The 24,619-nt window shown below is 72.3% G+C and carries 20 protein-coding genes; 2 read left to right on the plus strand and 18 right to left on the minus strand.

What is annotated here, in order from left to right:
- Positions 1-62: 62 nt before the first annotated feature.
- The 6 genes from ACSP97_RS12840 to ACSP97_RS12865 all read right to left on the minus strand — a co-directional run bounded on the left by ACSP97_RS12840 (position 63) and on the right by ACSP97_RS12865 (position 4,368).
- A complete protein-coding gene (locus ACSP97_RS12840) occupies positions 63-731 on the minus strand; it encodes a histidine phosphatase family protein (RefSeq protein WP_355144664.1) in 669 nt (222 codons plus the stop codon).
- Positions 731-1,174 (minus strand): ribosome silencing factor, encoded by a 444-nt coding sequence (gene rsfS, locus ACSP97_RS12845; protein ID WP_355144666.1) that lies wholly within the window; start codon positions 1,172-1,174, stop codon positions 731-733. The genes ACSP97_RS12840 and rsfS overlap by 1 nt, the downstream gene beginning before the upstream one ends.
- A gap of 92 nt (positions 1,175-1,266) precedes the next feature.
- Positions 1,267-3,135, minus strand: coding sequence for a LytR C-terminal domain-containing protein (locus ACSP97_RS12850; RefSeq protein ID WP_388310587.1), 1,869 nt, complete (start codon positions 3,133-3,135; stop codon positions 1,267-1,269).
- A 19-nt stretch (positions 3,136-3,154) separates the two neighbouring features.
- A complete protein-coding gene (gene nadD, locus ACSP97_RS12855; protein ID WP_355144670.1) occupies positions 3,155-3,853 on the minus strand; it encodes a nicotinate-nucleotide adenylyltransferase in 699 nt (232 codons plus the stop codon).
- 50 nt (positions 3,854-3,903) lie between these two features.
- Positions 3,904-4,056, minus strand: coding sequence for a hypothetical protein (locus ACSP97_RS12860; RefSeq protein WP_180331113.1), 153 nt, complete (start codon positions 4,054-4,056; stop codon positions 3,904-3,906).
- Between the two features lie 141 nt (positions 4,057-4,197).
- A complete protein-coding gene (locus tag ACSP97_RS12865; protein ID WP_107409123.1) occupies positions 4,198-4,368 on the minus strand; it encodes a hypothetical protein in 171 nt (56 codons plus the stop codon).
- A gap of 100 nt (positions 4,369-4,468) precedes the next feature.
- On the opposite strand from ACSP97_RS12865, the gene ACSP97_RS12870 reads away from it, so the two are divergent.
- Positions 4,469-5,548 (plus strand): M48 family metallopeptidase, encoded by a 1,080-nt coding sequence (locus tag ACSP97_RS12870; RefSeq protein WP_382014103.1) that lies wholly within the window; start codon positions 4,469-4,471, stop codon positions 5,546-5,548.
- A 46-nt stretch (positions 5,549-5,594) separates the two neighbouring features.
- Here the strand turns inward: ACSP97_RS12870 and ACSP97_RS12875 are convergent, their stop codons facing one another.
- From ACSP97_RS12875 to proB, 5 genes are all read right to left on the minus strand, one after another.
- The gene (locus tag ACSP97_RS12875) at positions 5,595-6,662 is read right to left on the minus strand and encodes an SCO2583 family membrane protein (protein ID WP_355144675.1); all 1,068 of its coding nucleotides are present in this window, start codon (positions 6,660-6,662) and stop codon (positions 5,595-5,597) included.
- A gap of 84 nt (positions 6,663-6,746) precedes the next feature.
- Positions 6,747-7,295 carry an SCO2584 family spore wall biosynthesis protein gene (locus ACSP97_RS12880; RefSeq protein ID WP_440557551.1) on the minus strand — a complete coding sequence of 183 codons (549 nt, stop codon included), beginning with the start codon at positions 7,293-7,295 and terminating at the stop codon, positions 6,747-6,749.
- A gap of 76 nt (positions 7,296-7,371) precedes the next feature.
- The gene (locus ACSP97_RS12885; RefSeq protein ID WP_355144679.1) at positions 7,372-8,658 is read right to left on the minus strand and encodes a glutamate-5-semialdehyde dehydrogenase; all 1,287 of its coding nucleotides are present in this window, start codon (positions 8,656-8,658) and stop codon (positions 7,372-7,374) included.
- 75 nt (positions 8,659-8,733) lie between these two features.
- Entirely contained in the window at positions 8,734-9,159 is a 426-nt protein-coding gene (locus ACSP97_RS12890) for a hypothetical protein (RefSeq protein WP_070027071.1), read from the minus strand.
- Positions 9,160-9,281: 122 nt separating this feature from the next.
- On the minus strand, positions 9,282-10,409 hold the full coding sequence (gene proB, locus ACSP97_RS12895; protein WP_355327358.1) for a glutamate 5-kinase: 1,128 nt from the start codon (positions 10,407-10,409) through the stop codon (positions 9,282-9,284).
- Between the two features lie 217 nt (positions 10,410-10,626).
- On the opposite strand from proB, the gene ACSP97_RS12900 reads away from it, so the two are divergent.
- On the plus strand, positions 10,627-12,057 hold the full coding sequence (locus ACSP97_RS12900; protein ID WP_440557554.1) for a polysaccharide pyruvyl transferase family protein: 1,431 nt from the start codon (positions 10,627-10,629) through the stop codon (positions 12,055-12,057).
- 18 nt (positions 12,058-12,075) lie between these two features.
- Here ACSP97_RS12900 and ACSP97_RS12905 read toward each other — a convergent pair whose 3' ends face one another.
- The 7 genes from ACSP97_RS12905 to ACSP97_RS12935 form a co-directional block, all read right to left on the minus strand.
- Positions 12,076-13,287, minus strand: coding sequence for a glycosyltransferase family 2 protein (locus tag ACSP97_RS12905; RefSeq protein ID WP_355144685.1), 1,212 nt, complete (start codon positions 13,285-13,287; stop codon positions 12,076-12,078).
- A gap of 326 nt (positions 13,288-13,613) precedes the next feature.
- A complete protein-coding gene (locus ACSP97_RS12910; RefSeq protein WP_355327361.1) occupies positions 13,614-15,716 on the minus strand; it encodes a hypothetical protein in 2,103 nt (700 codons plus the stop codon).
- Between the two features lie 170 nt (positions 15,717-15,886).
- The gene (locus tag ACSP97_RS12915) at positions 15,887-17,383 is read right to left on the minus strand and encodes a bifunctional cytidylyltransferase/SDR family oxidoreductase (RefSeq protein ID WP_355530100.1); all 1,497 of its coding nucleotides are present in this window, start codon (positions 17,381-17,383) and stop codon (positions 15,887-15,889) included.
- Between the two features lie 290 nt (positions 17,384-17,673).
- Positions 17,674-19,122, minus strand: a complete 1,449-nt coding sequence (gene obgE / locus ACSP97_RS12920) for a GTPase ObgE (protein WP_355144691.1) — start codon at positions 19,120-19,122, stop codon at positions 17,674-17,676.
- Between the two features lie 119 nt (positions 19,123-19,241).
- Positions 19,242-19,496, minus strand: a complete 255-nt coding sequence (rpmA, locus tag ACSP97_RS12925) for a 50S ribosomal protein L27 (protein WP_023550764.1) — start codon at positions 19,494-19,496, stop codon at positions 19,242-19,244.
- Positions 19,497-19,510: 14 nt separating this feature from the next.
- Entirely contained in the window at positions 19,511-19,831 is a 321-nt protein-coding gene (gene rplU / locus ACSP97_RS12930; protein ID WP_030653874.1) for a 50S ribosomal protein L21, read from the minus strand.
- Positions 19,832-20,061: 230 nt separating this feature from the next.
- Complete coding sequence (locus ACSP97_RS12935; RefSeq protein WP_440557558.1) at positions 20,062-24,516, minus strand: Rne/Rng family ribonuclease; 4,455 nt, start codon at positions 24,514-24,516, stop codon at positions 20,062-20,064.
- Positions 24,517-24,619: the final 103 nt, after the last annotated feature.

Here is a 24,619-nt window from a genome sequence, read left to right on the forward strand (position 1 = left end):
AGAACTTTAGCCTGCGACCTGCCAGAAAGTGAAATCCGGGGTCCGGAGTGCCGGGAACGGGCTCAGGTGTCGTCGCCGAGCACGGGCTCCGGCAGGGTGCCCGCGTTGTGCTCCAGCAGCCGCCAGCCGCGCACGCCCTCCCCCAGCACCGACCAGCAGCAGTTGGTGAGGCCGCCGAGGCTTTCCCAGCTCTGGGCCTCCAGCCCGAGCAGCCGGCCGATGGTGGTGCGGATGGTGCCGCCGTGGCTGACGACCACGAGCGTGCCGTCCACTGGCAGCTTCTCCGCGTGCCGCAGCACCACGGGGGCGGCCCGGTCGGCGACCTCGGTCTCCAGTTCGCCGCCGCCGCGGCGGATCGCCTCGCCGCGCTTCCAGGCGGCGTACTCGTCGCCGTGCCGGGCGATGATCTCCTCGTGCGTCAGCCCCTGCCAGACGCCCGCGTAGGTCTCGCGCAGGCCCTCCTCGCGGATGACGTCGAGGCCGGTGAGCGCGGCCAGCTCGGCGGCCGTGTCCACGGCCCGCGTCAGGTCCGAGGAGACGATCGCGTCGGGCCGCAGCGAGGCGAGCAGCCGGGCGGCCCGCCGGGCCTGGCCGACGCCGGTCTCGGTCAGCGGCACGTCCGTGCTGCCCTGGAAGCGGCGCTCCACGTTCCACGAGGTCTGGCCGTGCCGCCACAGGATGATGCGGCGGCCCCGGTCCTTGCGGTCGGTCACCTCACCCGTGGCGCTCATCACCACTCCCCGCCCGGCTCCTGGTCGGCCTCGGCGGCCTGGAGACGGCGGTGCTCCTCGGCCTTGCCGCGGGTGGCCTTCGCGTCGGCGGGCAGCTCCAGCTCGGGGCAGTCCTTCCACAGCCGCTCCAGGGCGTAGAAGACCCGCTCCTCGCTGTGCTGGACGTGGACCACGATGTCGACGTAGTCGAGCAGCACCCAGCGGGCCTCGCGGTCGCCCTCGCGGCGCACCGGCTTGGCGCCGAGTTCCTTCTGGAGGCGCTCCTCGATCTCGTCGACGATGGCCTTGACCTGGCGGTCGTTGGGCGCGGAGGCGAGCAGGAAGGCGTCCGTGATCGACAGGACGTCGCTCACGTCGTAGGCGATGACGTCGTGGGCGAGCTTGTCGGCGGCCGCCTGGGCGGCGGTGTTGATGAGCTCAAGGGAACGGTCGGTGGCGGTCACTGCGTGGCTTTCCGTCGGCGGTCACTGAACCTCAAGGGTCTCACGGACCGCCCGGGGCACCCCACGCGATTGCGGGGGTGCCCCGGCCGGGGTCAGGAACCGGACGGCCGGTAGTCCCGGCCCAGGACGACCGAGACGTCGGCGCCCGAGGAGACCGTGCCCTTGGCCACGGCGCCGGCGGGCAGGCCGAGGGTCTTGGCGACCTCGGTCGCGTTCTGCTTGTCGGCGGCGTCCTGGTAGACGACCTTGGAGATGGCCTGGGTGCCGCCGCTGCCGCCCTCCAGGAAGGTGAAGCCGCCGTTGAGGAGCACCACGCGGGCCTGCTGGGTGTCGTCCTTGACGCCGGTGGCGTTCTGCACGGAGACCCGGACCGCGGAGCCGGCGTCGGGGCTCTTGGCGGTGCCGCCCAGGATGTCCTTGACCACGCTGTCGCCGGTCTGCGCGCTGAGGGTGCCGTCGGGCTGCACGGGCAGCAGGGCGGTCTTGTAGGCGCCGCTCTTGGCCAGGTCGGCGAGCTTGGCGAGGAAGGCGCCGAGGTCCTTGTCGGTGAGCGAGGGGTCGAGGATCTGCGCGAGGGACTGCACGGTGACCGTGGCGTCGGCCGGGTCGGAGGAGATCTTGCGCAGGACGCCCTGGAGGACCTGTCCGAACCGCTCCAGCTGGGCACTGTCCGTTTCGCCCGGGGCCCGGTAGGTGGCGTAGGCGACGGCCATCTTGCCGCTGAGGGTCTGGTCGGCGCCCTTGGTGACGAGCGGCTCGGTGCCCTTCTTCTTGGCGTCCGGGTCGGGCACGTCGGTGTTGGTGTCGATGTCGATGTTGCCGACCAGGTCGACCAGGTTCTGGAGATAGGGGGTGTCCAGGCGCCAGGTGCCCTGGATGTCGGTGCCGAGGACGGTGTTGAGCTGGTCGCGGGTGCCGGAGGAGCCGTCGTCGTCGACCGACTTGGCGAGCGTCGTGGTGGAACCGTCGTCGTCGGTCAGCGCCAGCGAGTTGGGCAGCAGCACGGTGCTGCCCTGCTTGGTGGTGGTGTTGTCGACCAGCAGCACCGTGGAGGTGCCGCGCTTGCCGGTGTTGTGCAGGTGGACGACGATCACGTCGCGTTTCTGGGCGCCGACCGCCGTGTCCGTGCCGGCCGCGCCGCCGGAGGAGGACAGGAAGGGCAGCTTCCCGGCGTACCAGAGGTAGCCGACGCCGCCGACGGCCACGAGGGCGAGGACCACGGCGAGGGCGACGAGCCGGCCGCGGGCGCGGCGGCGGGCCTCCTCGCGTCGCTCGGTGCGGTTCTCGGTGAACTTCAGCCAGTCGATGACGTCCTCGGAGTCGCCGTCCGGCTCCTCCACGAAGGCGAACTGCTCGGTGCGGTAGTCCGGTTCGCCGGGGGTGTCGTCGGCGGCGAGTTCCGCGTAGGGGTCGGGGCGGCCGTCCTCGGGCCGCGGTTCCCCGTAGGGGTCGTGCGCGGGCTCGTCGCCGCGCAGTTCGGCGTACGGGTCGTGTGCCGGCTCGTCGCTCCGCGGCCCGGCGTACGGGTCGTGCCGGGCGTCGTCGGCCGGGCCGGCCTGCTGGGGGATGTGGGCGGTCTGCTCGGCGACCCGGGGCTGGGGCCCGCTGCTCGCCGCCTGCCCGTAGGGGTCGTACCCGGGGTGCGCCTGGTGGCCGGGGGCCTGGGTGCCGTAGGGGTCGTAGCCGGGGTGGGCGTCGTACCCGGGGTAGGCGGTGGCCGGCGGCTGCTGCCCGGTGTCGTACGACCCGTAGGGCGGCGCGGGCTGCTGGGTGCCCGCGGCATAGGGGTCGTAGCCGTAGTCCTGCTGCTGGTGCTGCCGGCCGTAGGGGTCGTAGGACCCGTTCGGCGCCTGCTGTGCCGGAACCTGGCGGTACACGGGCTGGCCGTACTCGTCGTAGCCGACGAGCTCGTACGGGCCGGCGCCGTGGCCGGCGTCACCCGCGTCGTATCGGTCGTTCACCGGTGGTGCCCCTCTCGGCTCACTCGCCGCGGTACAGCTCGCGCTTGTCGATGTAGCGCACGACTCCGTCCGGCACCATGTACCAGATGGGGTCCCCCTTGGCGACTCTCGCCCGGCAGTCCGTGGAGGAGATGGCGAGCGCGGGGACCTCGACGAGGGAGACGCCGCCCTCCGGCAGGCCCTTGTCGCTGAGGTGGTGGCCGGGCCGGGTGACGCCGATGAAGTGCGCGAGCGAGAACAGCTCCTCGCTGTCGCGCCAGGTCAGCAGCTGGGCGAGGGCGTCGGCACCGGTGATGAAGAACAGGTCGGTGTCGGGGTTGAGGGCGCGCAGGTCGCGCAGGGTGTCCACGGTGTAGGTGGGGCCGCCGCGGTCGATGTCGATGCGGCTGACGGAGAACTGCGGGTTCTCGGCGGTGGCGATGACCGTCATCAGATAGCGGTCCTCGGCCGGGGAGACCCGGCGATGCGACTTCTGCCAGGGCTCGCCGGTGGGTACGAACACCACCTCGTCCAGCTCGAACTGCGCGGCGACCTCGCTGGCCGCCACGAGGTGCCCGTGGTGGATCGGGTCGAAGGTGCCGCCCATGACGCCCAGCCGCCGCTTGCCCGGGCGGACGGGGCCGTGACCCGGCCGGTGCCGCCGGTAGTGCGGCTCGTTCACCGTGTCGTCGGCGGCCTTCGTGTGCGCCGGGCCGGTAGGCATGTCCTGCTCTCCCATGCGTGCAGACCCTACCGGCCCGGTCCGGGACGCCCGGCCGGGGTCTCGGCTCAGCGGTCGCGGTTGAAGCGGGTGGTGATCCACAGCAGCAGGAGCAGGATGACGAGGGCGCTGCCGCCGGTGACGGCGGGGTTCAGGCTGTCGTGGTGGCCGCCCTCTTCGGCTGCAAGGGAGACCAACTGGGCTGCGCTGTTGAGCATCATCTTCGGCGGGACCTTCGCGTGTGGGCGGGATAAAGATGTCGGCTCATCGTATGCGGGCGGTCCTTCGGCGATCACGCCGACTCCGCCGTTGGGGACCGCCGGGCGGGCGCCACGGCCCGGGCAGGGAACTCCCGGCGGGGGTCAGTCGTCCTTCTGCTTGTAGCCGCGCAGCAGGAACCAGGCGGTCAGCACGCAGCCCAGGATCATCACGACCAGCACGATGCGGAGCAGGTTCCCTCCTCCGCCCCCGTGCTGCTGGACGGCGTTCGCTGCGGCCTCGGTCAGCCGGGCGGCTGCGGGGTGGTGCTCCATGGCGTGGACTCCTTCGGCTGTCTGCCCGTCCACGGTATCTCCGCCTAGGCTGTGTCCCGCCTCGGGGGCACGGCACTCTCGGACGCAGTTGGGGGAAGACATGCACGACGGCGATGGGCAGGGCGGGCACGAGCGGGTGCCCGGCAGGCAGCGGACGCGCTTCCCGGGGATCTCCTCGCGTGCGTACGAGCATCCGGCGGACCGCTCCGCACTGGTGGCGCTGCGCAAGCTCAGCGGCTTCGACCAGGTGTTCAAGGCGCTCAGCGGGCTGCTGCCGGAGCGGAGCCTCAGACTGCTGTTCCTGTCCGACTCGGTGCGGGTCTCCGAGCGGCAGTTCGGTCATCTGCACGACATGCTGCTGGACGCCTGCTACATCCTGGACCTGGCGAAGGTCCCGCCGATGTACGTCACGCAGGACCCGCAGCCGAACGCGATGTGCATCGGCCTCGACGAGCCGATCATCGTGGTCACCACGGGCCTGGTGGAGCTCCTGGACGAGGAGGAGATGCGGGCGGTCGTCGGGCACGAGGTGGGCCACGCGCTGTCCGGCCACTCGGTGTACCGCACGATCCTGCTCTTCCTGACCAGCCTGGCACTGAAGGTGGCGTGGATCCCGCTGGGCAATCTGGCGATCATGGGGCTCGTCACGGCGCTGCGGGAGTGGTTCCGCAAGTCGGAGCTGTCCGCCGACCGGGCCGGGCTGCTGGTGGGCCAGGACGTACGGGCCTCGATGCGCGGCCTGATGAAGATCGCGGGCGGCAACCACCTGCACGAGATGAACGTGGACGCGTTCCTGGAGCAGGCGGAGGAGTACGACTCCGGGGGTGATCTGCGCGACTCCGTGCTGAAGATCCTCAACGTGCTGCCCCGCTCACACCCGTTCACCACCGTGCGGGCGGCCGAGCTGAAGCGGTGGGCCGAGTCGCGGGACCACCAGCGGATCATGGACGGCCACTACCCGCGGCGGGACGAGGACAAGGACGCCTCCTTCGGCGACTCCTTCCGCGAGTCCGCGGCGAGCTATGCGAGCGACGTGAAGTCCTCCAAGGATCCGCTGATGAAGCTGGTCAGCGACCTCGCGGGCGGCGCGGGCGACCTGGGCGGCCGGGTCAAGCGCGGCTTCGACGGCTTCAAGAGCCCGCCCCCGCCGAAGAACGGCCCGGCCACGGAGGCGCAGTAGCACAAGGGGCCCGACGGCGTCCGAAGCCCCCGCCCGGGCCCCGCGTCTACGTCCCTGGCTGGGAGGCCCGCGCGAGGGTGCCGCACAGGGAGGCGGGGGTCTCGGTCGCGTAGGGGTCGGTGGCGGCGGGGCTGCCCGGGTGGGAGGTCTGCCCGGCCAGGAGGGGGCGCAGGTAGGACGTGGAGTCGTCGGCGCAGGACAGGGGCCCGGCCTCGACATCGGCCGTGACCAGCTGGACCTGGCGGGTGCGCAGGTCGTCGCGGGTGAGCCGGAAGGTCAGCGCGCGGCGGACCGTGAACAGGGACACCCGCGCGCTCGCGGCGCCGGCCGGGCGCAGGGCGTAGACGAAGGTGTGGTCGGCGGTGACGTCCAGCGCGGCCGGGTCGGCCTCGGTGGCGCTCAGGTCGCCCTGGACGCGGACCCGGTCGTCGGCCAGCCGGGCCCGGGACGGGTCGAGGCGCACCACCCAGCCGGTGGCGGCGTGCCGGCCGTCCGCCGCCGGGTGGTCGAAGCTCTGGTCGAACTGGGCCAGCTGGTCGGAGTCCACCAGGGCCCGCGCGGGGGCCGCCGTACGGCCGCTGAGCACCTCGGGATAGAGCGCGGAGCGCACGATGTAGTCCTTGACCGTGGTCAGCGCCGCCATGACCTGGCTGTCGGAGAAGTGGGCGGTACCGCGCGCGGCCGGCAGCGGGACGCCCTCGGCGCCGATGTCGAACCCGGCCGCGGGGCTGTGCGCGTACAGCGCCTCGGCGTCCGTCCCGCCGGGCACCCTGCCCTGCGGGGCCAGCGGTATGACGGTCGTCCGCAGGGGCTGCGCGGGCCGCGGGGCCCGGGCGGAGTCGTCGGGGTGGCGCACCCCCATGTAGACGGCGGTGCAGAAGGCCACGGCCAGCAGCAGGACGAGGATCATGGCCTGGCGGACGAGCCCCGGGCGGAGCGGCGAGCGGCGGCGCACGGCGGGCGCGTGGTCGGCCATCCGCTCCTCGGCGGAGTACTCCTGGAGACGGGCAGCACGGACGAACGACTCGTCGAACACGACGGATCGGTACTCGTCCTCGGCACCACCGGGGCCGCCCTCGGGTGTCCCCTCCGGTGGGTCTCCAGGCCCGCCCATACTTTCAGAGTGGGTTCCGGGGACGCCGGGTAAACGCCGCGCTCCACGCCAACTTCTGACAGGGGCTCACCACGGCCGGGGCGGTCAGGGAGTGTGCGGGACCGCCGACACCTGGGGCCGGGCCGGGGCGGCGGACGGCGCCGACGTGGCCTGGTTCAGGCCCGTCGGGGTGGCGGGCGGGAGTTGGTCCCGGGTGCCCGAGGACGTGCCCCGGTAGACCGCTGCGAAGGCCAGGGCGACCATGCCGACGCCGATCACCACGGCGAGGACCCAGGCCACCGGGCGGTGCCAGCGGGCCTGTCTGCCGTGGCCGTCGAAGGGGCCGTGGTCGAGGGCGTGGACGTCGTCCAGGTCGTCCGGCTCGTCGTCCGCGTCGTCGACGAGGTCGGCGCTCGCGTAGGTGTCGTCGTACCGCTCGCTGCGGGCCCGGGCCCGGCGGGCCTCGGCCTCGGCTCTGGCCTCCGCCGCGGCGAGGAGGCGTTCGACGGCGGACGGCTCGCGGACCACCGCCGCCCGTACGAAGGCCTCGTCGAAGACCACGGAGGCGAACTCTTCGTCCGACACCCCGCGGTCGTGGTCGTCGTCGGGCTCCCAGCCGTCCGGGAACGGCGTGCCCCCCACGTCCTCCGGCACGCATCCAGAGTAGACCTGGGGGGTCAATTTGGGCAGACGGTATGGAAATTCATCCACGGGCTGAGACGCCCGGAAGTCAGCGCCGCACGTGCCCGTCGCCGGTGACGATGTACTTGGTGCTGGTCAGCTCCGGCAGCCCCATCGGGCCCCGGGCGTGCAGCTTCTGCGTGGAGATGCCGATCTCCGCGCCGAAGCCGAACTGGCCGCCGTCGGTGAACCGGGTGGAGGTGTTCACGGCGACCGTGGTCGAGTCCACCAATCGGGTGAACCGGCGGGCGGCCTGCTGCGAGGTGGTGACGATCGCCTCGGTGTGCCCGGAGCTCCACAGCCGGATGTGTTCGACGGCCTTGTCGAGGGAGTCCACCACGGCGGCGGCGATGTCGTACGACAGGTACTCCGTCTCCCAGTCCTCCGGGGTGGCCTCGACCACGGTGGCCTTGGAGTCCTTGGCGTAGGCCATGACCCGCTCGTCGGCGTGCACGGTGACGCCGGCCTCGGCCAGCGCGTCCAGGGCGCGCGGCAGGAACTCGGCGGCGATGTCCTGGTGGACCAGCAGGGTCTCGGCGGCGTTGCACACGCTGACCCGCTGCGCCTTGGAGTTGACCAGGATGTCGACCGCCATGTCGATGTCGGCCCGCGCGTCGACGTAGACGTGGCAGTTGCCGGTGCCGGTCTCGATGACGGGCACGGTGGACTCGTTGACCACGGTCCGGATCAGGGAGGCGCCGCCGCGCGGGATGAGGACGTCGACCAGGCCGCGGGCGCGCATCAGCTCGCGCACGGACTCGCGGCTCTCCCCCGGCACCAGCTGCACGGCGTCGGCGGGCAGCCCGGCGCCGCCGACCGCGTCCCGGATCACCCGGACCAGGGCGGTGTTGGACGCGTAGGCGGAGGCGGAGCCGCGCAGCAGCACGGCGTTGCCGGACTTGAGGCAGAGCGCGGCGGCGTCGACGGTGACGTTGGGGCGGGCCTCGTAGATGATGCCGACGACACCGAGCGGGACGCGGACCTGGCGCAGGTCGATGCCGTTGGGCAGGGTGGAGCCGCGCACCACCTCGCCGACCGGGTCGGGCAGCCCGGCGACGTCGCGGACGTCGGAGGCGATGGCGCGGACCCGCTCGGGGGTGAGGGTGAGCCGGTCCACGATGGCCTCGCTGGTGCCGTTCGCCCGCGCCTTGGCCACGTCCTCGGCGTTGGCCTCGACGATCTCGCCGGTGCGGACCTCCAGCGCGTCGGCGATGGCGAGCAGGGCGTCGTCCTTCGCGGCGCGCGGCAGCGGCGCGAGGTCGGCGGCGGCGGCCTTGGCCCGGTAGGCGGCCTGGGTGACCGGGGACATCGAGTCGTACGGCGAGAGCGTGGTCATGGGGGAAGGGTAGTGCGCGGTGCGGAGCCCTTCCGCGCACGTTCCACACCCCGAGACGCAATCGCCCGTAAGGGCTCAGAAGGGGTGGACCCCCACGGGCACCGCGGGCGGCGGCCCGTATCCCTCGGCGACACGCTGGTGGTACGTCTCCCGGTCGACGACCTCCAGGCCGACGATCTCCCACGGGGGCAGTCCGGCGCTGAGCCGGTGCTCGCCCCACAGGCGCAGCGCGACGGCTGCCGCGTCGTGCAGGTCGCGGGCCTCTTCCCAGTACCGGATCTCCGCGTGGTCGCTCGCGTATCTGCTGGTCAGCAGGAAGGGGTGGTCGTGAGCCAGTTGTTCGAGGGACCGGCGCAGCTCCGTGAGGGGGACGCCGGGGCCGGCCACGCTGAGGGTGACGTGCCACAGCCGGGGCAGGTCCCTGGGTTCCTCGTAGGTGTCCCCGGCCGCGACGCTCGTCAGGGCACCTCGGGTGGTCCCCCCAGGGCGCACTCGTCTCACGACGGCCTCCTTCACCCAAGTGCTCGGAAAGATGTCTCCGACACAAAGTTGAGCAGGCCGTAAGGCTTCGCGGGGCGGTTTTACGGAACGTCCCCCACCGGAGGCCCGGGGTACGCCCCGTTTTACGAGCGCAGCAGCACCAGATCGTCCCTGTGTACGACCTCGCGTTCGTACGCGGGACCCAGTTCGCGCGCCAGCTCGTGGGTCGAACGTCCGATCATCGGGGGGATCTCCCTGGCGTCGAAGCCGACGAGGCCGCGGGCGACCGCGCGGCCCGAGGTGTCCCGCAGCTCGACCGGGTCGCCGGCGCCGAACTCGCCCTCGACGGCGGCGATCCCGGCGGGCAGCAGCGACTTGCGGCCCCTGACCACCGCGTCCACGGCGCCGTCGTCCAGGATGAGCGCGCCCTGGGGGGTGGAGGCGTGCTGGAGCCAGAGCAGCCGGTCGGCGGAGCGCTTGCCGGTGGGGTGGAAGTAGGTGCCGGTGTCGCCGCCACCGAGGGCGTCCGCCGCGTGCACCGCGCTGGTCAGCACCACGGGGATGCCGGCGGCGGCCGCGATCCGGGCGGCCTCGACCTTGGTGACCATGCCGCCGGTGCCGACGCCGGCCTTGCCCGCGCTGCCGATCTCCACGCCCGCGAGGTCCTCGGCGCCGCGCACCTCCGCTATCCGGGAGGTGCCGGGCCTGCCGGGGTCGCCGTCGTAGACGCCGTCGACGTCGGAGAGGAGGACGAGCAGATCGGCGTGGACGAGGTGGGCGACGAGGGCGGCGAGGCGGTCGTTGTCGCCGAAGCGGATCTCGTCGGTGGCGACGGTGTCGTTCTCGTTGACGACCGGGAGGGCGCCCATGGCGAGCAGCTTGTCGAGGGTGCGGGAGGCGTTGCGGTGGTGGGCGCGGCGGCTCATGTCGTCGCTGGTGAGCAGGACCTGGCCGACGCGGATGCCGTAGCGGGCGAAGGAGGCGGTGTAGCGGGCGACGAGCAGTCCCTGGCCGACGCTGGCGGCGGCCTGCTGGCGGGCGAGGTCACGGGGACGGCGGCGCAGCCCGAGCGGCGCGAGCCCGGCGGCGATGGCGCCGGAGGACACCAGCACGATCTCCCTGTCGCCCTTGCGCCTGCTGGTGGCCAGCACGTCCACCAGGGCGTCGACCCGGTCGGCGTCGAGTCCGCCCGCGGCGGTGGTCAGCGAGGAGGACCCCACCTTGACGACAACCCTGCGCGCCTGAGCGACGCCCCGCCTTGCACTTCCCACCTTGCCGTCGTCCCTTTCACCCGGGTTCGCCTGCGTGCTGCGCAATGTACGCGACCGGACACATCCGCCGCGCCCCGGTTTCGCCGGCTGGACGCGATGCGACCGTCGCCGCACTCCACACCAGGTGCCGCCACGCTCGGTCATCGTTTGCTCACGATTTGCTCACGGCAAAAAGGTTGTACCGGTTGCCTATAGAAATTAAATCTCGGGCAAACTTATGTTGATCACCGTGTCATCCAGCGTTCGCCAGCAAAAGCGCATTCTGCTCCGCTCGGGCAAGAACCCGTACGACGTCCTGTCCGTCGAAGAGGCCCTGCACCGGGACGTGATCGCCACCAACTCCGGGAACCTGGTGTTCCAGGAGGCGGCGCACAAGATCCTCGAAGTGCCGGGCACCGAGGTGGTCTCGGGGGGTGTACGGACCGACCTGGCCGCGGCGGCGCGGGTCAACGAGGAGTACGACGCCTTCGTGGTGCCGCTCGCCAACGCCTTCCGCCCCTCCTTCGAGGCCGCGCTGACCCGGCTGACCCGGTTCATCTCCCGGCTGCGCATCCCGGTCGTGGTGCTCGGCGTCGGCGCGCAGACCGGGGTGGGCTACGACCCGGCGCGGCTCAAGCGCATGGAGCCCGCCGTGCGGGACTTCTGCGCGGCGGTCCTGGAGCGCAGCGCCTCCATCGGGGTGCGCGGCGAGTTCACCGAGCGGTATCTGAAGGACATGGGCTTCAACGACGTCGAGGTCATCGGCTGTCCGTCCCTGTTCCTGCACGGCCCCGACCTCGACGTGCGCAAGCGGGTGCCCGAGCTGACGCCCGACTCGCGGATCTCGGTCAACGGCTCGCACGGCGCGATACGCAGCCAGGGCTTCGACAAGATCCTCGACCGGACGCGGTCGCGCTACCCGAACCTGCGCTTCGTCGGGCAGAACCTCAGCGACGCGCGGCAGCTGCACTGGCGGGACCTGACGGACCCCAACGCCCGGCTGACCGCGATGCCGACGCACCCGGAGCACCCGATGTACCGGGCGGACCAGGTGCGGGTGTACGTGGATCCGCGCACCTGGATCGAGGACCTGCGCCGGTTCGACTTCTCCTTCGGCTCCCGCATCCACGGCAACATCGCCGCGCTGCTGGCCGGCACACCCGCGACGGTGCTGTGCGGCGACTCGCGCACCCTGGAGCTGTGCCGCTACTTCGAGATCCCGCACCGGCGCCTGGACCAGGCCGCGAAGGACCCGGCCTCGGCCGACCCGGCGCTGCTGTACGCGCAGGCCGACTTCGGCGCCCTGGTCGGCAACCACGGCGAGCGCTTCGCGCGGTTCACGGGGTTCATGGAGCGCAACGGGCTGCGGAACACCTTCACCCACGGCGACGGCGGCGCGGCCTTCGAGAAGCGGATGCGCTCGCTGCCGTTCCCGCCGGGCGTGCGGCCCTGGAACGACTCCGACCCGGCCTCCCTCAGCGGCCGCTTCTCCTGGCTGCACACCCAGGTCAGCGAACTGACCCAGGACAACGCCGAGCTGCGCAAGGAGCTGGCGCGGGCGAAGAAGGCGCAGGGCGCGGCGGCCGCCCCGTCGGTCTACCGGCGCGCCCGCCGGGCGGTGGGCCGGCCCCTCAAGCGCGCGCTTCAGTCGGGCCGGCAGCAGCAGTGAGCCCGGGGCGGGCGGCCCTCAGGCCGCCGCCTTGAAGTGCCGCGCGCGCAGGGTGCGGCGGACCTTGCGCACCGCGCGGCGCAGGAAGGTGTTGGCGGCGGCCGCGCGGTAGCCCGGGACGGCGCGGGCCTCCCGGGGCTCGGCGAGGTAGATGTCGTCGGGGATGCCGGCCGCCTTCGACCGGAAGTGCGGGTACGCCAGGTAGACCTGGGTGCCGCGCTTCTCCAGCCGCGCCTCGGGCTCCTTCTTCGCCTTCATGAACTCCAGGACGTCCAGCAGGAGTTCGGGGCGCTGGCGGGCGACCAGGTGCAGCCGCAGCCGTTCGTGGACCCGCAGCCGCCGGGCCACTCCGGGGGTCCAGTGGGCGTCCATGAGCGGCTTGGCCAGCTCCAGCTTGTGGCGCCGCACTTCCTCGCTGTCCTTGAGGAACTTCGGCCCGAACTGCGGCAGCAGGGTGATCAGGAAGGGCCGGACCATGAGGATGTCGCGCTTGTCGCCGGCTGGCACCATCTCCTCGATCAGCGCCATCAGGGCGCGCGCGGAGTCGAAGCGCAGGGTGTAGCTGCCGGTCTTGGTGACGTGCTTGCCGTCGTCGCGGCCGACCAGGTAGTAGCAGGTGTAGTCGGCGAGCACGGAGACGCCGTCCGCGCGCAGATACGCCTCCAGCGTGAACAGCGCGTCCTCGCCGGTGAACAGCGATTCGTCGAACCGCATGCCGTGCCGCTCCAGCAGCGCGCGGCGGAACATCTTCTGGGCGCTGAGCGTGAACTTGATGTTGGAGGAGAAGACGTCGGTCCGCGGCAGCGTCTTGCCCCACATGGACTTCGGCGGGGTGCGGTTGATGCCCTCGACCCGGCCGAGCACGACGTCGGTGCCGTTCTCGTCGGCCATGGCGACCATGCGCTCCAGGGCCTCGGGGCCCAGCCGGTCGTCGGCGTCGAGGAAGAAGACGTAGCGTCCGGCCGCCTTGCCGAGGCCGACGTTGCGCGGGCCGCTGGGGCCGCCGGAGTTCTCCTGGCGGATCACGGTGACCGGCATGGGCGCGCGGGCGGCGAACTCCTCCAGGCACTCCCCGGTGCCGTCGGTGGAACCGTCGTCGACGGCGATGACCTCCAGGCGCGCCGGGTCGATGGTCTGCGCCTCGACGGAGGCCAGGCACTCGACCAGATACGGCATCGCTTCGTACGCCCCGATGATCACTGTCACATCAGGCTGCGTCCCGACGGTCACACTTCCCCCTTGCAAAAGGAACATTCCCCCGTGTTTCGCCGCAATGGCACCTTGTTAGACGGGCAAGAAGGGGAAGCGGTTGCCCTCCGCACGGCCATGAGTGGTACATGTCACACCGCCCCCTGCGGACGGGCCGCCTGGGGGTGGCACGGCCCGAGAGTACGCAGGGCCGGTAAGACCCGTGCGCGCGCGACCGGCGGTCCGGGTAAGAGACGGCGCAGGAAACCTGAACGGCGGGCGAGAACCGGGGAAAACCGCGGCAAGAGCGCGGAAAAGGGCCGGCCCCGGGAGCGTCTCCCGGGGCCGGCCCTGCTCGGCTACGGGCGTCAGCCGGCGTTCACGCCGTCGGGGTCGCCGGCGGTCGCGGTGCGCGGTCCGGGCACCGCCCCGGCCAGGCCGCCGTCCTCGCCGCTCAGCCGCGCCTGCTGGCCGACGTTGCGGGCCTCCGCCTTGACGGCGAGATCGGTCACGGCGTTGTTGAACTGCTGGATCGACGCGGGCTCGTCCGGGCCCAGCAGATAGCGCTTGAGCTCCACCCGGTCCGCGGCCAGCGGGTCGCCGGCCGGATCGCGCACGGCGGCCAGCAGCTCGCCCAGCTCGGCCGCGCTGTTGGTCAGGATGGTCGCGGCGCGCACCGCGGTGTTCTGCCGCTTGAACTCCTCGGCGCCCAGCTCGCCGGAGTCGGTGACCGCGTACGGCTTGCCGCTCGCGATGAAGTCGGAGACCACCGAGGAGATGTCGGAGACCATCGCGTCGGAGACGTTGAAGCAGTCGTACAGGCGCGGCTCGGCCCCGGTGATCACCCGGTGCTCGTACGACGGGAAGGAGCGCCAGTAGGCGTCGTTCCACTCGGCGCGCAGCCGGGCGACCTCCCGGTGCCTGGCCACGTCCACGACGCCGTCACGGGTGGCCTCGGCCTCGTCGCCGCGCTCGCCGACCGGGCCGGCCAGCTCGGCGAGCCGGGCCTCGATGCGGGCCAGCTCGGCCTTGGCCTGCGCCATCGCCTTGGCGTCGGCGGTGAACCGGGGATCGCCGGCCCGCTGGGCGGCGGCCTTCTCCACCAGGGCGGTGATCCGCTGGTGGGCGGCGCCGGCCCGCTTGGAGACGGTGCCGGTGAAGGGGTGCGGCTTGTACAGGACGCGCACCGGCGGGTCGGCCGCGACCAGCTTCTTCACGATGTTCTCGCCGGCCAGCACGATCGAGGTGTTGCCCGGGTTGCCGTCCCAGCCCTCCCAGGTGGGCGCGTACAGGACGGTCGGGATGCGGCCCTCGGGCACGCCCTGCCAGCCCTGGATGGGCGCGAGCTGCGGGCGGCCCACCTCCACGATGTCGTCGTCGCGGACCCCGACGTCGGCGATGGCGTAGCGGTCGCGGCCCGCCCGGCCCGCGGTCCACACCTCGTCGTAGACCTTGCTGAACGGGTTGACGCTGGCGAGCTTGTCGCTGTCGCCGTGGCCGATGAAGACGTGCTTCATGGTGGGCACGCGCAGCAGGTGGATGTTCTTGCCGACGTTGGCCGCGTACAGCGCCACGCGCACGGTCGACAGGTCCATGTTCATCAGGTGCACCCCTCCGGGCACGCAGATGACGGGGACCGTGGTGGGCGCCAGGTTGTTCAGGATGACCCGCTCGCGCAGCAGGATCAGCGGCCGGGACTCCAGCTGCTCCATCGTCTCCAGCCACATGTTGACCTGGTAGGCGGAGTCCTTGGAGCCGGAGAAGTACAGCACCGTCTCGGGCTTGTAGCCGGCCAGCCAGTCGTCGACGGCGGCGAGGACGACCTCGGCCTTCGGCGGGACCTTGCGGCCGCGCACGTACGGCGTGAGCACCAGGACGTAGAGCACGCCCAGGCCGATGGTCAGGCACATGCCGGCGAAGCCCGCGGCGGAGGCGTCCAGGTGGGCGGAGACGAGGATGCCGACGACCGCGAACAGGTCGAGGTGGAGCATCTTCTCCGCGCTGCGGTGCAGCAGGAACTGCGAGGGGGCGTCCGGGATGCGGATGCGGGACTTCAGGTCCACGTTGCGGGTCGCGACCGGCATCTTGCGGCGGTTGCGGATGAGGGTGACCAGCGCTCCGTGCGGGGCCTGGAGGCCGTAGAAGGCGATGAAGCAGGCGACCGCGCCGTAGAAGATCAGGTCGTCCGCGTGGGACAGCCGGGCCAGCAGGAGGATCAGCAGCAGCTGCCGGATCAGGAAGCGGATCGACAGACCGGCGCGGACCTTGCTGAGGCGGTTGATCAGATAACTGCCCTTGCGGTGCAGATAGTGGTCCGCCAGGTACGTCACGAGGGCCGCGGCCGCGAAGGCGGGGATGCTCGGGACGAGCGCGGCCAGCATGAGCGCCGGGTAGCCCAGGATCATGAGTGCCGCCGCGGCCAGCTCGGCCGCGCTGCCCACCCGGGCGACGCGAATAGCGGTGGATATCACGGAGAAACCTGCTCTGGGAGGGGGAGTGCCGGTTTTGTCGGTAATGCCGCAAATGCCGGTGATGCACAGGGTGTAGGGGTATTCGCGGTGTACGGATTCAGGCCCCTGTGAACGCCCGGTGAATAAGCGATCGCAGAGGCCTGAATTCCTAAAAAGCTATTGTCGAATTATTACACGCCGTCCTGACGGTCCAACACGGAGGCCAGGGCCTGCTCGAAACCGGAGGCCGTGGCGGCACCGGCGGTCGGGTCCTGCTGGCGGACGTCGATGACGTGACCGGTCAGCTCCGACAGCAGCACGTCCAGGGAGGTGCGGGCCACCGCCTCGGAGGACAGCAGGCTGCCGGCCGGCTCCTGACCGAAGGCCTTGGTGCGCATCGGGGTGGCCGTGCGCTCCGGGTTGACGCAGTTGACGCGGATGCCGTCGCCCGCCCACTCGTCGGACAGCGCCTGGGTGAGGTTCACCATGGCGGCCTTGGTGGAGGAGTAGAGGCTGTACTCGGCGCGGCCCCGGGTGTAGCTGCTGGAGGTGTACAGCAGCAGCTGGCCCTGGGTCTCCGCCAGGTACTTGTAGGAGGAGCGCGCGATCTGCACCGGCGCCAGGTAGTTGACCTTCAGCGCCTCCTCGATGGTGGCGTTGTCGGTCTCGGCGAGCCTGCCGATGCGCAGCACGCCCGCGGTGTTGACCACGTAGTCGATCCGGCCGGTCTCCGCGTACGCCTTGGACAGCGCGTCGTCGACCTCCTCCGGGTTCTCCACGTGGGTGCCGGTGGTGGAGCGGCCCAGCGCGTAGACCCGTGCGCCGTAGGACTCCGCGAGCTCGGCGATGTCCTTGCCGATGCCGTACGAGCCGCCGAAGATGACCACCGTCTTGCCGGTGAGCAGCTCGCGGTAGACGTCCTCGCCCTTCTGCTCGGGCGCGGCGGTGGAGGCGAGCTGGAACAGCTTGTCGGCGATGAAGACGTCGACCGGCTGCGTCACCTTCATGTTGTACTCGTCGCCCGCCACCACGTGGATCGGCACGTCCGGCAGGTACTTGAGGACCACCGAACAGTCGTCCGTGGCCTGGAAGTTGGGGTCACCGGAGGCGACCTCGTAGGCGCGCCGGATGGTGGACAGCTTGAAGGCCTGCGGGGTCTGGCCGCGGCGCAGCCGGGAGCGGTCCGGGATCTCGGTGATGAACTCGCCGTCCTCGCCGTGGGTGCGCGTGACGATGATGGTGTCCGCGGACGGGATGGCGACGTCCACCGCCTGGTAGCGCTCCAGCGCCGCCACGCAGTCGTCGATGACGCGCTGCGAGAGCAAGGGGCGCACGGCGTCGTGGAAAAGGACGTTGAGGTCCTCGCCCTCAGGCAGGCCCTCGCCGAGGGCCGCGATGGCGCGCTCGGTGGTCTCGTTCCGCGTGGAGCCGCCCTCGATGACCTTCTTCACCTTCGTGAATCCGGCCTTCGCCACGATCTTCTCGATGTCCGGCACATATCCCGGCGCCATCAGCACGATGACGTCGTCGATCGAATCCGCCTTCTCGAAGGTGGTCAGCGTGTGCTCGATGACTGCCTTGCCGGCGATCTTCAGCAGCTGCTTGGGGATCGACAGACCCACCCGCTGACCGGTACCCCCGGCCAGGATCACTGCGGTGGTACGGGGCTTGGCTATGTGCTGTGACACAGGTGACCTACCTTGGGGCGACAGGGAACCGTGAAATGGTCCCACTTTAGGTAAGCGCAGTGCAAGGTGAGCGCCATCCCGTGCATAGGGGATCGCAACCTGTCATTTACCTTGCACACCCGGTGATTCCAGTGCCCCCGGTGTGAACTCCCGTGAATTTGCTGTGAGTAACTGCACAGATGTCACCGCACAGATCCGTTTCATCAAGAATCCGCGGCAATTCGGTATCGCCCCGGACACGAGTGCCGGGCGCCCCAAGAGGCGCCCGGCACTCGTGCGTCACCGCACTCTCACTCGAAGGGGTCGAAGTCGCCGTACTCGCGCAGCGCCTCGTCCCGCTCCGCGTCCTTGTCCCGGCGGCGCTGGGCCGCGGGCCGGGGCGCGTCGAAGCGGTGGTCCTCGCCGCGGCGGCCGAGCATCTCGGCGCCCGCCATGACCGAGGGCTCCCAGTCGAAGACGACCGCGTTCTCCTCGGGCCCGATGGCCACGCCGTCGCCGCTCCGGGCGCCCGCCTTCATCAACCGCTCTTCCACACCGAGGCGGTTGAGCCGGTCCGCGAGGTAGCCGACGGCCTCGTCGTTGTTGAAGTCGGTCTGGCGCACCCAGCGTTCGGGCTTCTCGCCGCGCACCCGGAACAGCGGCTCGCCGCCGACCTCCTCGCGGGTGACGGTGAAACCGGCGTCGTCCACGGCCTTGGGCCGGATGACGATCCGGGTCGCCTCCTCCTTGGGCCTGGCCGCGCGCGCCTTGCCGACCAGGTCGCCCAGGGCGAAGGTCAGCTCGCGCAGCCCGATGTGGGCGACCGCCGACACCTCGAAGACGCGGTAGCCGCGGGCCTCCAGGTCGGGACGGACCATCTCGGCGAGGTCCTTGCCGTCGGGCACGTCCACCTTGTTCAGGACGACGATCCGGGGCCGGTTGTCCAGACCGCCGTACTGCCGCAGCTCCTCCTCGATGATGTCGAGGTCGGAGACCGGGTCGCGGTCGGACTCCAGGGTGGCGGTGTCCAGGACGTGCACCAGCACGCTGCACCGCTCCACGTGCCGCAGGAACTCGAGGCCGAGGCCCTTGCCCTGGCTGGCGCCCGGGATCAGACCCGGCACGTCGGCGATGGTGTAGACGGTCGAACCGGCGGTGACCACACCGAGGTTGGGCACCAGCGTGGTGAACGGGTAGTCCGCGATCTTCGGCTTGGCCGCGCTCAGCACCGAGATCAGCGAGGACTTGCCGGCGCTCGGGTAGCCGACCAGCGCCACGTCGGCGACGGTCTTCAGCTCCAGGACCACGTCCTGGACGTCGCCGGGCACGCCGAGCAGCGCGAAGCCGGGCGCCTTGCGGCGGGCCGAGGCCAGCGCCGCGTTGCCGAGGCCGCCCCGGCCGCCCTGCGCGGCGACGTACGACGTCCCGTGCCCGACCAGGTCGGCGAGCACGTTGCCCGCCTTGTCCAGCACGACGGTGCCGTCCGGCACCGGCAGGATCAGGTCCTCGCCGTCCTTGCCGGAGCGGTTGCCGCCCTCGCCGGGCTTGCCGTTGGTGGCCTTGCGGTGCGGGGAGTGGTGGTAGTCGAGCAGCGTGGTGACCGACTGGTCCACCATGAGGACGACGTCACCGCCACGGCCGCCGTTGCCGCCGTCCGGGCCGCCCAGCGGCTTGAACTTCTCACGGTGGACGGAGGCACAGCCGTGGCCTCCGTTACCCGCGGCGACGTGCAGTTCGACGCGGTCCACGAAGGTGGTCATGGTTCGGTGCCTCCAGAAAAGTACGGGTGTGTCTAGGTACTAACGCGCAAAGGCGGACCCGCCTTCCCGACCGGGAAGTGAGGTCCGCCTCGCGTGCGTTCGGTGCCGAATCAGCTGATTCAGGCGACCGGAACGATGTTCACGACCTTGCGGCCACGGTGGGTACCGAACTCCACCGCACCGGCCTGCAGGGCGAACAGCGTGTCGTCGCCGCCACGGCCGACGCCGGCGCCGGGGTGGAAGTGGGTGCCGCGCTGGCGGACCAGGATCTCACCAGCGTTGACGACCTGACCGCCGAAGCGCTTCACGCCGAGCCGCTGGGCGTTGGAGTCGCGACCGTTCCGGGTGGACGATGCGCCCTTCTTGTGTGCCATGTCTCCTCAGTCCCTTACTTCGCAGCCGCGGGGATCGACGTGACCTTGATCGCCGTGTACTGCTGGCGGTGGCCCTGCCGACGACGGTAACCGGTCTTGTTCTTGTAGCGCAGAATGTCGATCTTCTGGCCCTTGTGGTGGTCCACGACCTCGGCCTGGACCTTGATGCCGGCCAGCACCCACGGGTCGCTGGTCACGGAGTCGCCGTCGACGACGAGCAGGGTCGAGAGCTCGACCGTGTCGCCCACCTTGGCAGTGGAAATCTTGTCAACCTCAACGATGTCGCCGACAGCAACCTTGTGCTGGCGACCACCGCTGCGCACGATGGCGTACACGCGGATCTCTCTTTCGCTCGAAGAAACGGCACCCCCGCAGGCCAGCCGCCCGGTAACAGCACGGGCGACCTCTCCCGGTCGGCCGTGCGTCCGGGAGGAAGAGGTTTACGGGGATGTGGCGTGCTCAGTGACACGCCGACGGTCAAGAGTACGGGGCCACGACCGGCAAAATCAAACCGGGCCCCTCGGGTGTGCGGCCGGTCACGTGGACCGGCCGCACACCCCGGGCGTCAGCCCTCGTCGGTGGCGGAGACCTTGGTGGTCTTCTTCGCCGCCGTCTTCTTCGCGGCGGCCGTCTTGGCGGTCTTGGCCGCCTTCTTGGCCGTCGTCTTCTTGGCGGCGGTCTTCTTGGTGGCCGCCGTCTTCTTGGTGGCCGCCTTCTTCGCCGTGGCCTTCTTGGCCGTCTTGCGGGCGGTCTTCTTGGCCGGTGCCGGGGCCTCCTCGGCGGGGGCCTCGACGGTGGCGTCGGCGGGCGCCCCGGCCGTCTCCGGTACGGCCGACGGGACGACCACGACGGCCGCCTCCTCGGGCGCGGTCGGCGCGGCGGCCTGCCGCACGGCACGGCGGCGCGGACGGGCCGGAGCGGCGCTCTCGGCAGGCGCCGGCGCCTCCTCGGCCAAGGCCGCGGGCTCCGGGGCCGCGGGGGCGGTCTCGGCGACGGTCACCACGGCAGCGGCGGCCTCGGCACCCGCGGGGGAACCGGCCGGCGCGGACACCTTCCGGGTCGCCCGACGGCGCGTGCGCCCCTTCGGCGCGGCCTCGTCGGCGGCCGGGGCGGCCTCGGCCTGCGGCGCCGGCACCACCTGGTCCTCGGCGGCCACCGGCTCGGCCAGGGCCTGCTCGGCGGGCTCGGGCCGCACCGGGCGCGCCGCCGCCTCCTCGGCGGTGACGTCCTGGGCGGTGGGCGCCACGGCCCGCTCGGGCTCGGCGGCCCTGGCGGCCTTCGCGGGAGCCTTCTCGGCCTTCGGCGCGCCCGCCGGGGCCGATGCGCGGCGGCTCGCCCGGCGGCGGGTACGGCCACGGCCGGCCGCCGCCTCCGCCTCGGCGACGCTGCTGTACAGCTCCTCGTCCGGCGCGAAGTCGGGCGCCGGCAGGGCGACCGGCTCGGCGGCCTCGGCGGCCACCTCGGCGGCCGTCTCGATCTCCGGCTCGACGGCCTCGCCGCTCTCCACGACGACCGCGGCGGTCTCGTGCACATGCGGCTCGGGCGTCTGCTCGGTCGCCTCGCCACCCTTGCCGCGCTTCTTGCGCTTGCCGCCGCCACCAGCGGAACCGGGCTGCTCCAGGTGGACGATGACACCGCGCCCGTTGCAGTGGACACAGGTCTCGGAGAAGGACTCCAGCAGGCCCTGGCCGACCCGCTTGCGGGTCATCTGCACCAGGCCCAGCGAGGTCACCTCGGCCACCTGGTGCTTCGTACGGTCGCGACCCAGGCACTCCAGCAGGCGGCGCAGCACCAGGTCACGGTTGGACTCCAGCACCATGTCGATGAAGTCGATCACGATGATGCCGCCGAGGTCGCGCAGCCGCAGCTGGCGCACGATCTCCTCGGCCGCCTCCAGGTTGTTCCTGGTGACCGTCTCCTCCAGGTTGCCGCCCTGGCCGGTGAACTTGCCGGTGTTGACGTCGATGACGACCATCGCCTCGGTCCGGTCGATCACCAGCGAGCCGCCGCTGGGCAGCCAGACCTTCCGGTCCAGCGCCTTGGCGAGCTGCTCGTCGATCCGGTAGGTGGCGAAGACGTCGACCTCGGAGGTCCACTTGGACAGCCGGCCCGCCAGGTCCGGCGCGACGTGCGAGACGTACCCGTGGATCGTCGACCAGGCCTCGTCACCGCTGACGATGACCTTGGAGAAGTCCTCGTTGAAGATGTCGCGCACGACCCGGACGGTCATGTCCGGCTCGCCGTACAGCAGCGTCGGCGCGTTGCCGCTCTTGGCCTTCTTCTGGATCTCCTCCCACTGCGCCTGGAGCCGCTCGACGTCCCGGCGCAGCTCGTCCTCGCTCGCGCCCTCGGCGGCGGTGCGCACGATGACGCCCGCGTCCTCGGGGACGATCTTCTTGAGGATGCTCTTCAGCCGGGCCCGCTCGGTGTCGGGCAGCTTGCGGCTGATGCCGGTCATGGAGCCCTCGGGCACGTACACGAGGTAGCGGCCCGGCAGGGAGACCTGGCTGGTCAGCCGCGCGCCCTTGTGCCCGATCGGGTCCTTGGTGACCTGGACGAGCACGGACTGCCCGGACTTGAGGGCGGACTCGATGCGCCGCGGACCGCCCGCCATGCCCAGCGCCTCGAAGTTGACCTCACCGGCGTACAGCACCGCGTTGCGGCCCTTGCCGATGTCGATGAAGGCGGCCTCCATCGACGGCAGCACGTTCTGCACCTTGCCGAGGTAGACGTTGCCTACGTACGAGGTGGACTGCTCCTTGTTGACGTAGTGCTCCACGAGCACGTTGTCCTCGAGGACGCCGATCTGGGTGCGCTCGCCGTGCTGGCGCACGACCATCACCCGCTCGACGGCCTCGCGGCGGGCCAGGAACTCGGCCTCGGTGATGATGGGGACGCGGCGGCGGCCCTGCTCACGGCCCTCCCGGCGGCGCTGCTTCTTCGCCTCCAGCCGGGTCGAGCCCTTGATGGACTGCACCTCGTCGGACGGCTCGCTCTGCTTGCGCGGCTCGCGGACCTTGACGACCGTGCGCTCCGGGTCGTCGGCGGACGGCTCGGCGTCGAGGCCGGAGTCACCGGCACGGCGGCGCCGGCGACGGCGACGACGGCTGCCGGCGCTGGAACCGCCGGACTCCTCGCCACGCGCGTCCTCGGCGTCCTCTTCCTCCTGCTCGGCGGTGTCCTCGGCGTCCTGCGCGGCCTGCTCGGCGGCCAGTTCCTCGCCCTCGCCGTCGGCACCCTCGCCCTCGGCGGCGTCCCCGCGGCGGCGACGACGGCCGCCCCGGCGGCGACGGCGGCGCGAGGAGGACTCCTCGAAGCCCTCGGCGTCCTCGGTGTCCTCGTCCTCGGCGCCCTCCGCCTCCTCGGCGTCCTCGTCCTCGGCGGCCTCCGCGGCCTCGGCGACCGGGGTCTCCTCAGGACGCTCGGCACGGCGGCGACGGCGACGGCGCGAACCGGCCTCCGCGCGCTCCTCGGGGCGCTCCTCGACCTGCTCGGCCTGCGCCTCCTCGGGCTCCTCCGCCCCGGCGGCCTCCGCGGCGGCCTCGGCCGCGGCGCGCTCGGGGGTCTGGAAGCGCGGCTCGGCGAACACCGGCGGCTGGAAGACGGCGACGGCGGGACGGGCGGGCCGGCGCGGGCCGTCCGCCTCGTTCTCGGCGCCCTCCCGGGCGGGCGCGGCGAAGCCGGACGCGGGGCGCACGGCCCGGCGCCGGGCACGGCGCGGCGCGGCACTCTCGGCACCCTGCGTCGCCTCGGCGGCGGCCGGTACAGCCTCGGCGGCCGGGGCGGGCTCGGTGGTGTGCGTGGTGACGGGAACCTCCGGGGTCTGCGCGGCCTCGGCAGCGGGGGTGCTCTCGGGCGCGGAGACCCGGCGGGTGGCGCGGCGACGGGTGCGGCGCGGCGCGGCGTCCTCGGCGGACTCGTCCTCGACGGACGCCTCGGCGACGACGGGAGCCTCCGCCGCGGCGGGGGCCTCCGTCACGGCGCCCTCGGCGCCCTCGGCGGCCTTCGGCGCCCCGGCGGGGGCGGAGGCGCGGCGGGCGGCGCGACGACGGGTACGGGGGGCGGGGACCGCCTCCTCCGTCTCCTCGACGGCCGGCTCCTGGCCGCTCTGCTGCTGGGCGGCCTCGACGGGCGTGTCCTCGACCGCGACCCGGACCACCGTCTCGGTGGCCTCGGTGGCCTCGGCGGGCGCTCCGGCGGGCGTGGACGCCCGGCGGGTGGCCCGGCGGCGCGGACGCGCGGCCGGTGCCTCCTCGGCCGTCTCCGGCTCCTGCGCCGTCTCCCGGGCCGCCTCGGCGGCGGCCGGCACGACGGTCTCGGCGGCCTCGGTCTCGGCGGGCGCCCCGGCGGGCGCGGACGCCCGGCGGGTGGCGCGGCGCCGCGGACGCGCGGGCGCCTCGGCCTCCTCCGTCTGCCGGGCGGGTTCCTCGGCGACGGCCGGCGCGGTCTCGGCGGCCTCGGTCACGGTGGGCGCCTCGGCGGCCGCGGCGGTACGGCGCGTGGCCCGGCGACGCGGACGCGCGGCGGGCGCCTCGGCCTCGGCGGGGGTCTCGGCAGGGGTCGCGGTGTCCGCTTCCCCGGCCGCGGCGGTGGGCGTGGCGACGCTGCGCGTGGCCCGGCGGCGGGTGCGGCGCGGTGCGGCCTCCTCACCGACGACGACCTCGCCGCCCTCGGCGACGGCCGCGGACGCGGCCGGTGCGACGGTCTCCGCGGCCGGTGCCTCCTCGGCGGAAGCGGGAGCCCCGGCGGGCGCGGACGCCCGGCGGGTGGCGCGGCGACGCGGACGCGCGGCCGGTGCCTCCTCGGCCGGGGCGGCTGCCTCGGCTGCGGTCTCCTCGGCCTCGGCCGGTTCGTCCGTCTCGGCGGCCGGTATGGCCGGGACGGTGACCTCGGCGGGCGCCTCCGCCGCGACGGGCGGACCCGCCGGGCGGGAGGCGGCACGGCGACGCCTGCGCGGCGGCAGGGTGTCGCTCGGAGTGTTCAGTTCGGAACCCTCGTTGGGTTCGGTCGGTTCGAGCATGCGGGCGTTTCTCCCGTCAGGCTCCCGGGCGCCGCACCCGGTCCGGCATCGGCCTCAGTGGCCGTCCGCCGTTGACGTCCGCGGCCCGCGCGATGCGCGATGG

The organism is Streptomyces sp. SCPE 10 (assembly GCF_051980735.1).
Classification (GTDB): Bacteria; Actinomycetota; Actinomycetes; order Streptomycetales; family Streptomycetaceae; genus Streptomyces; species Streptomyces misionensis.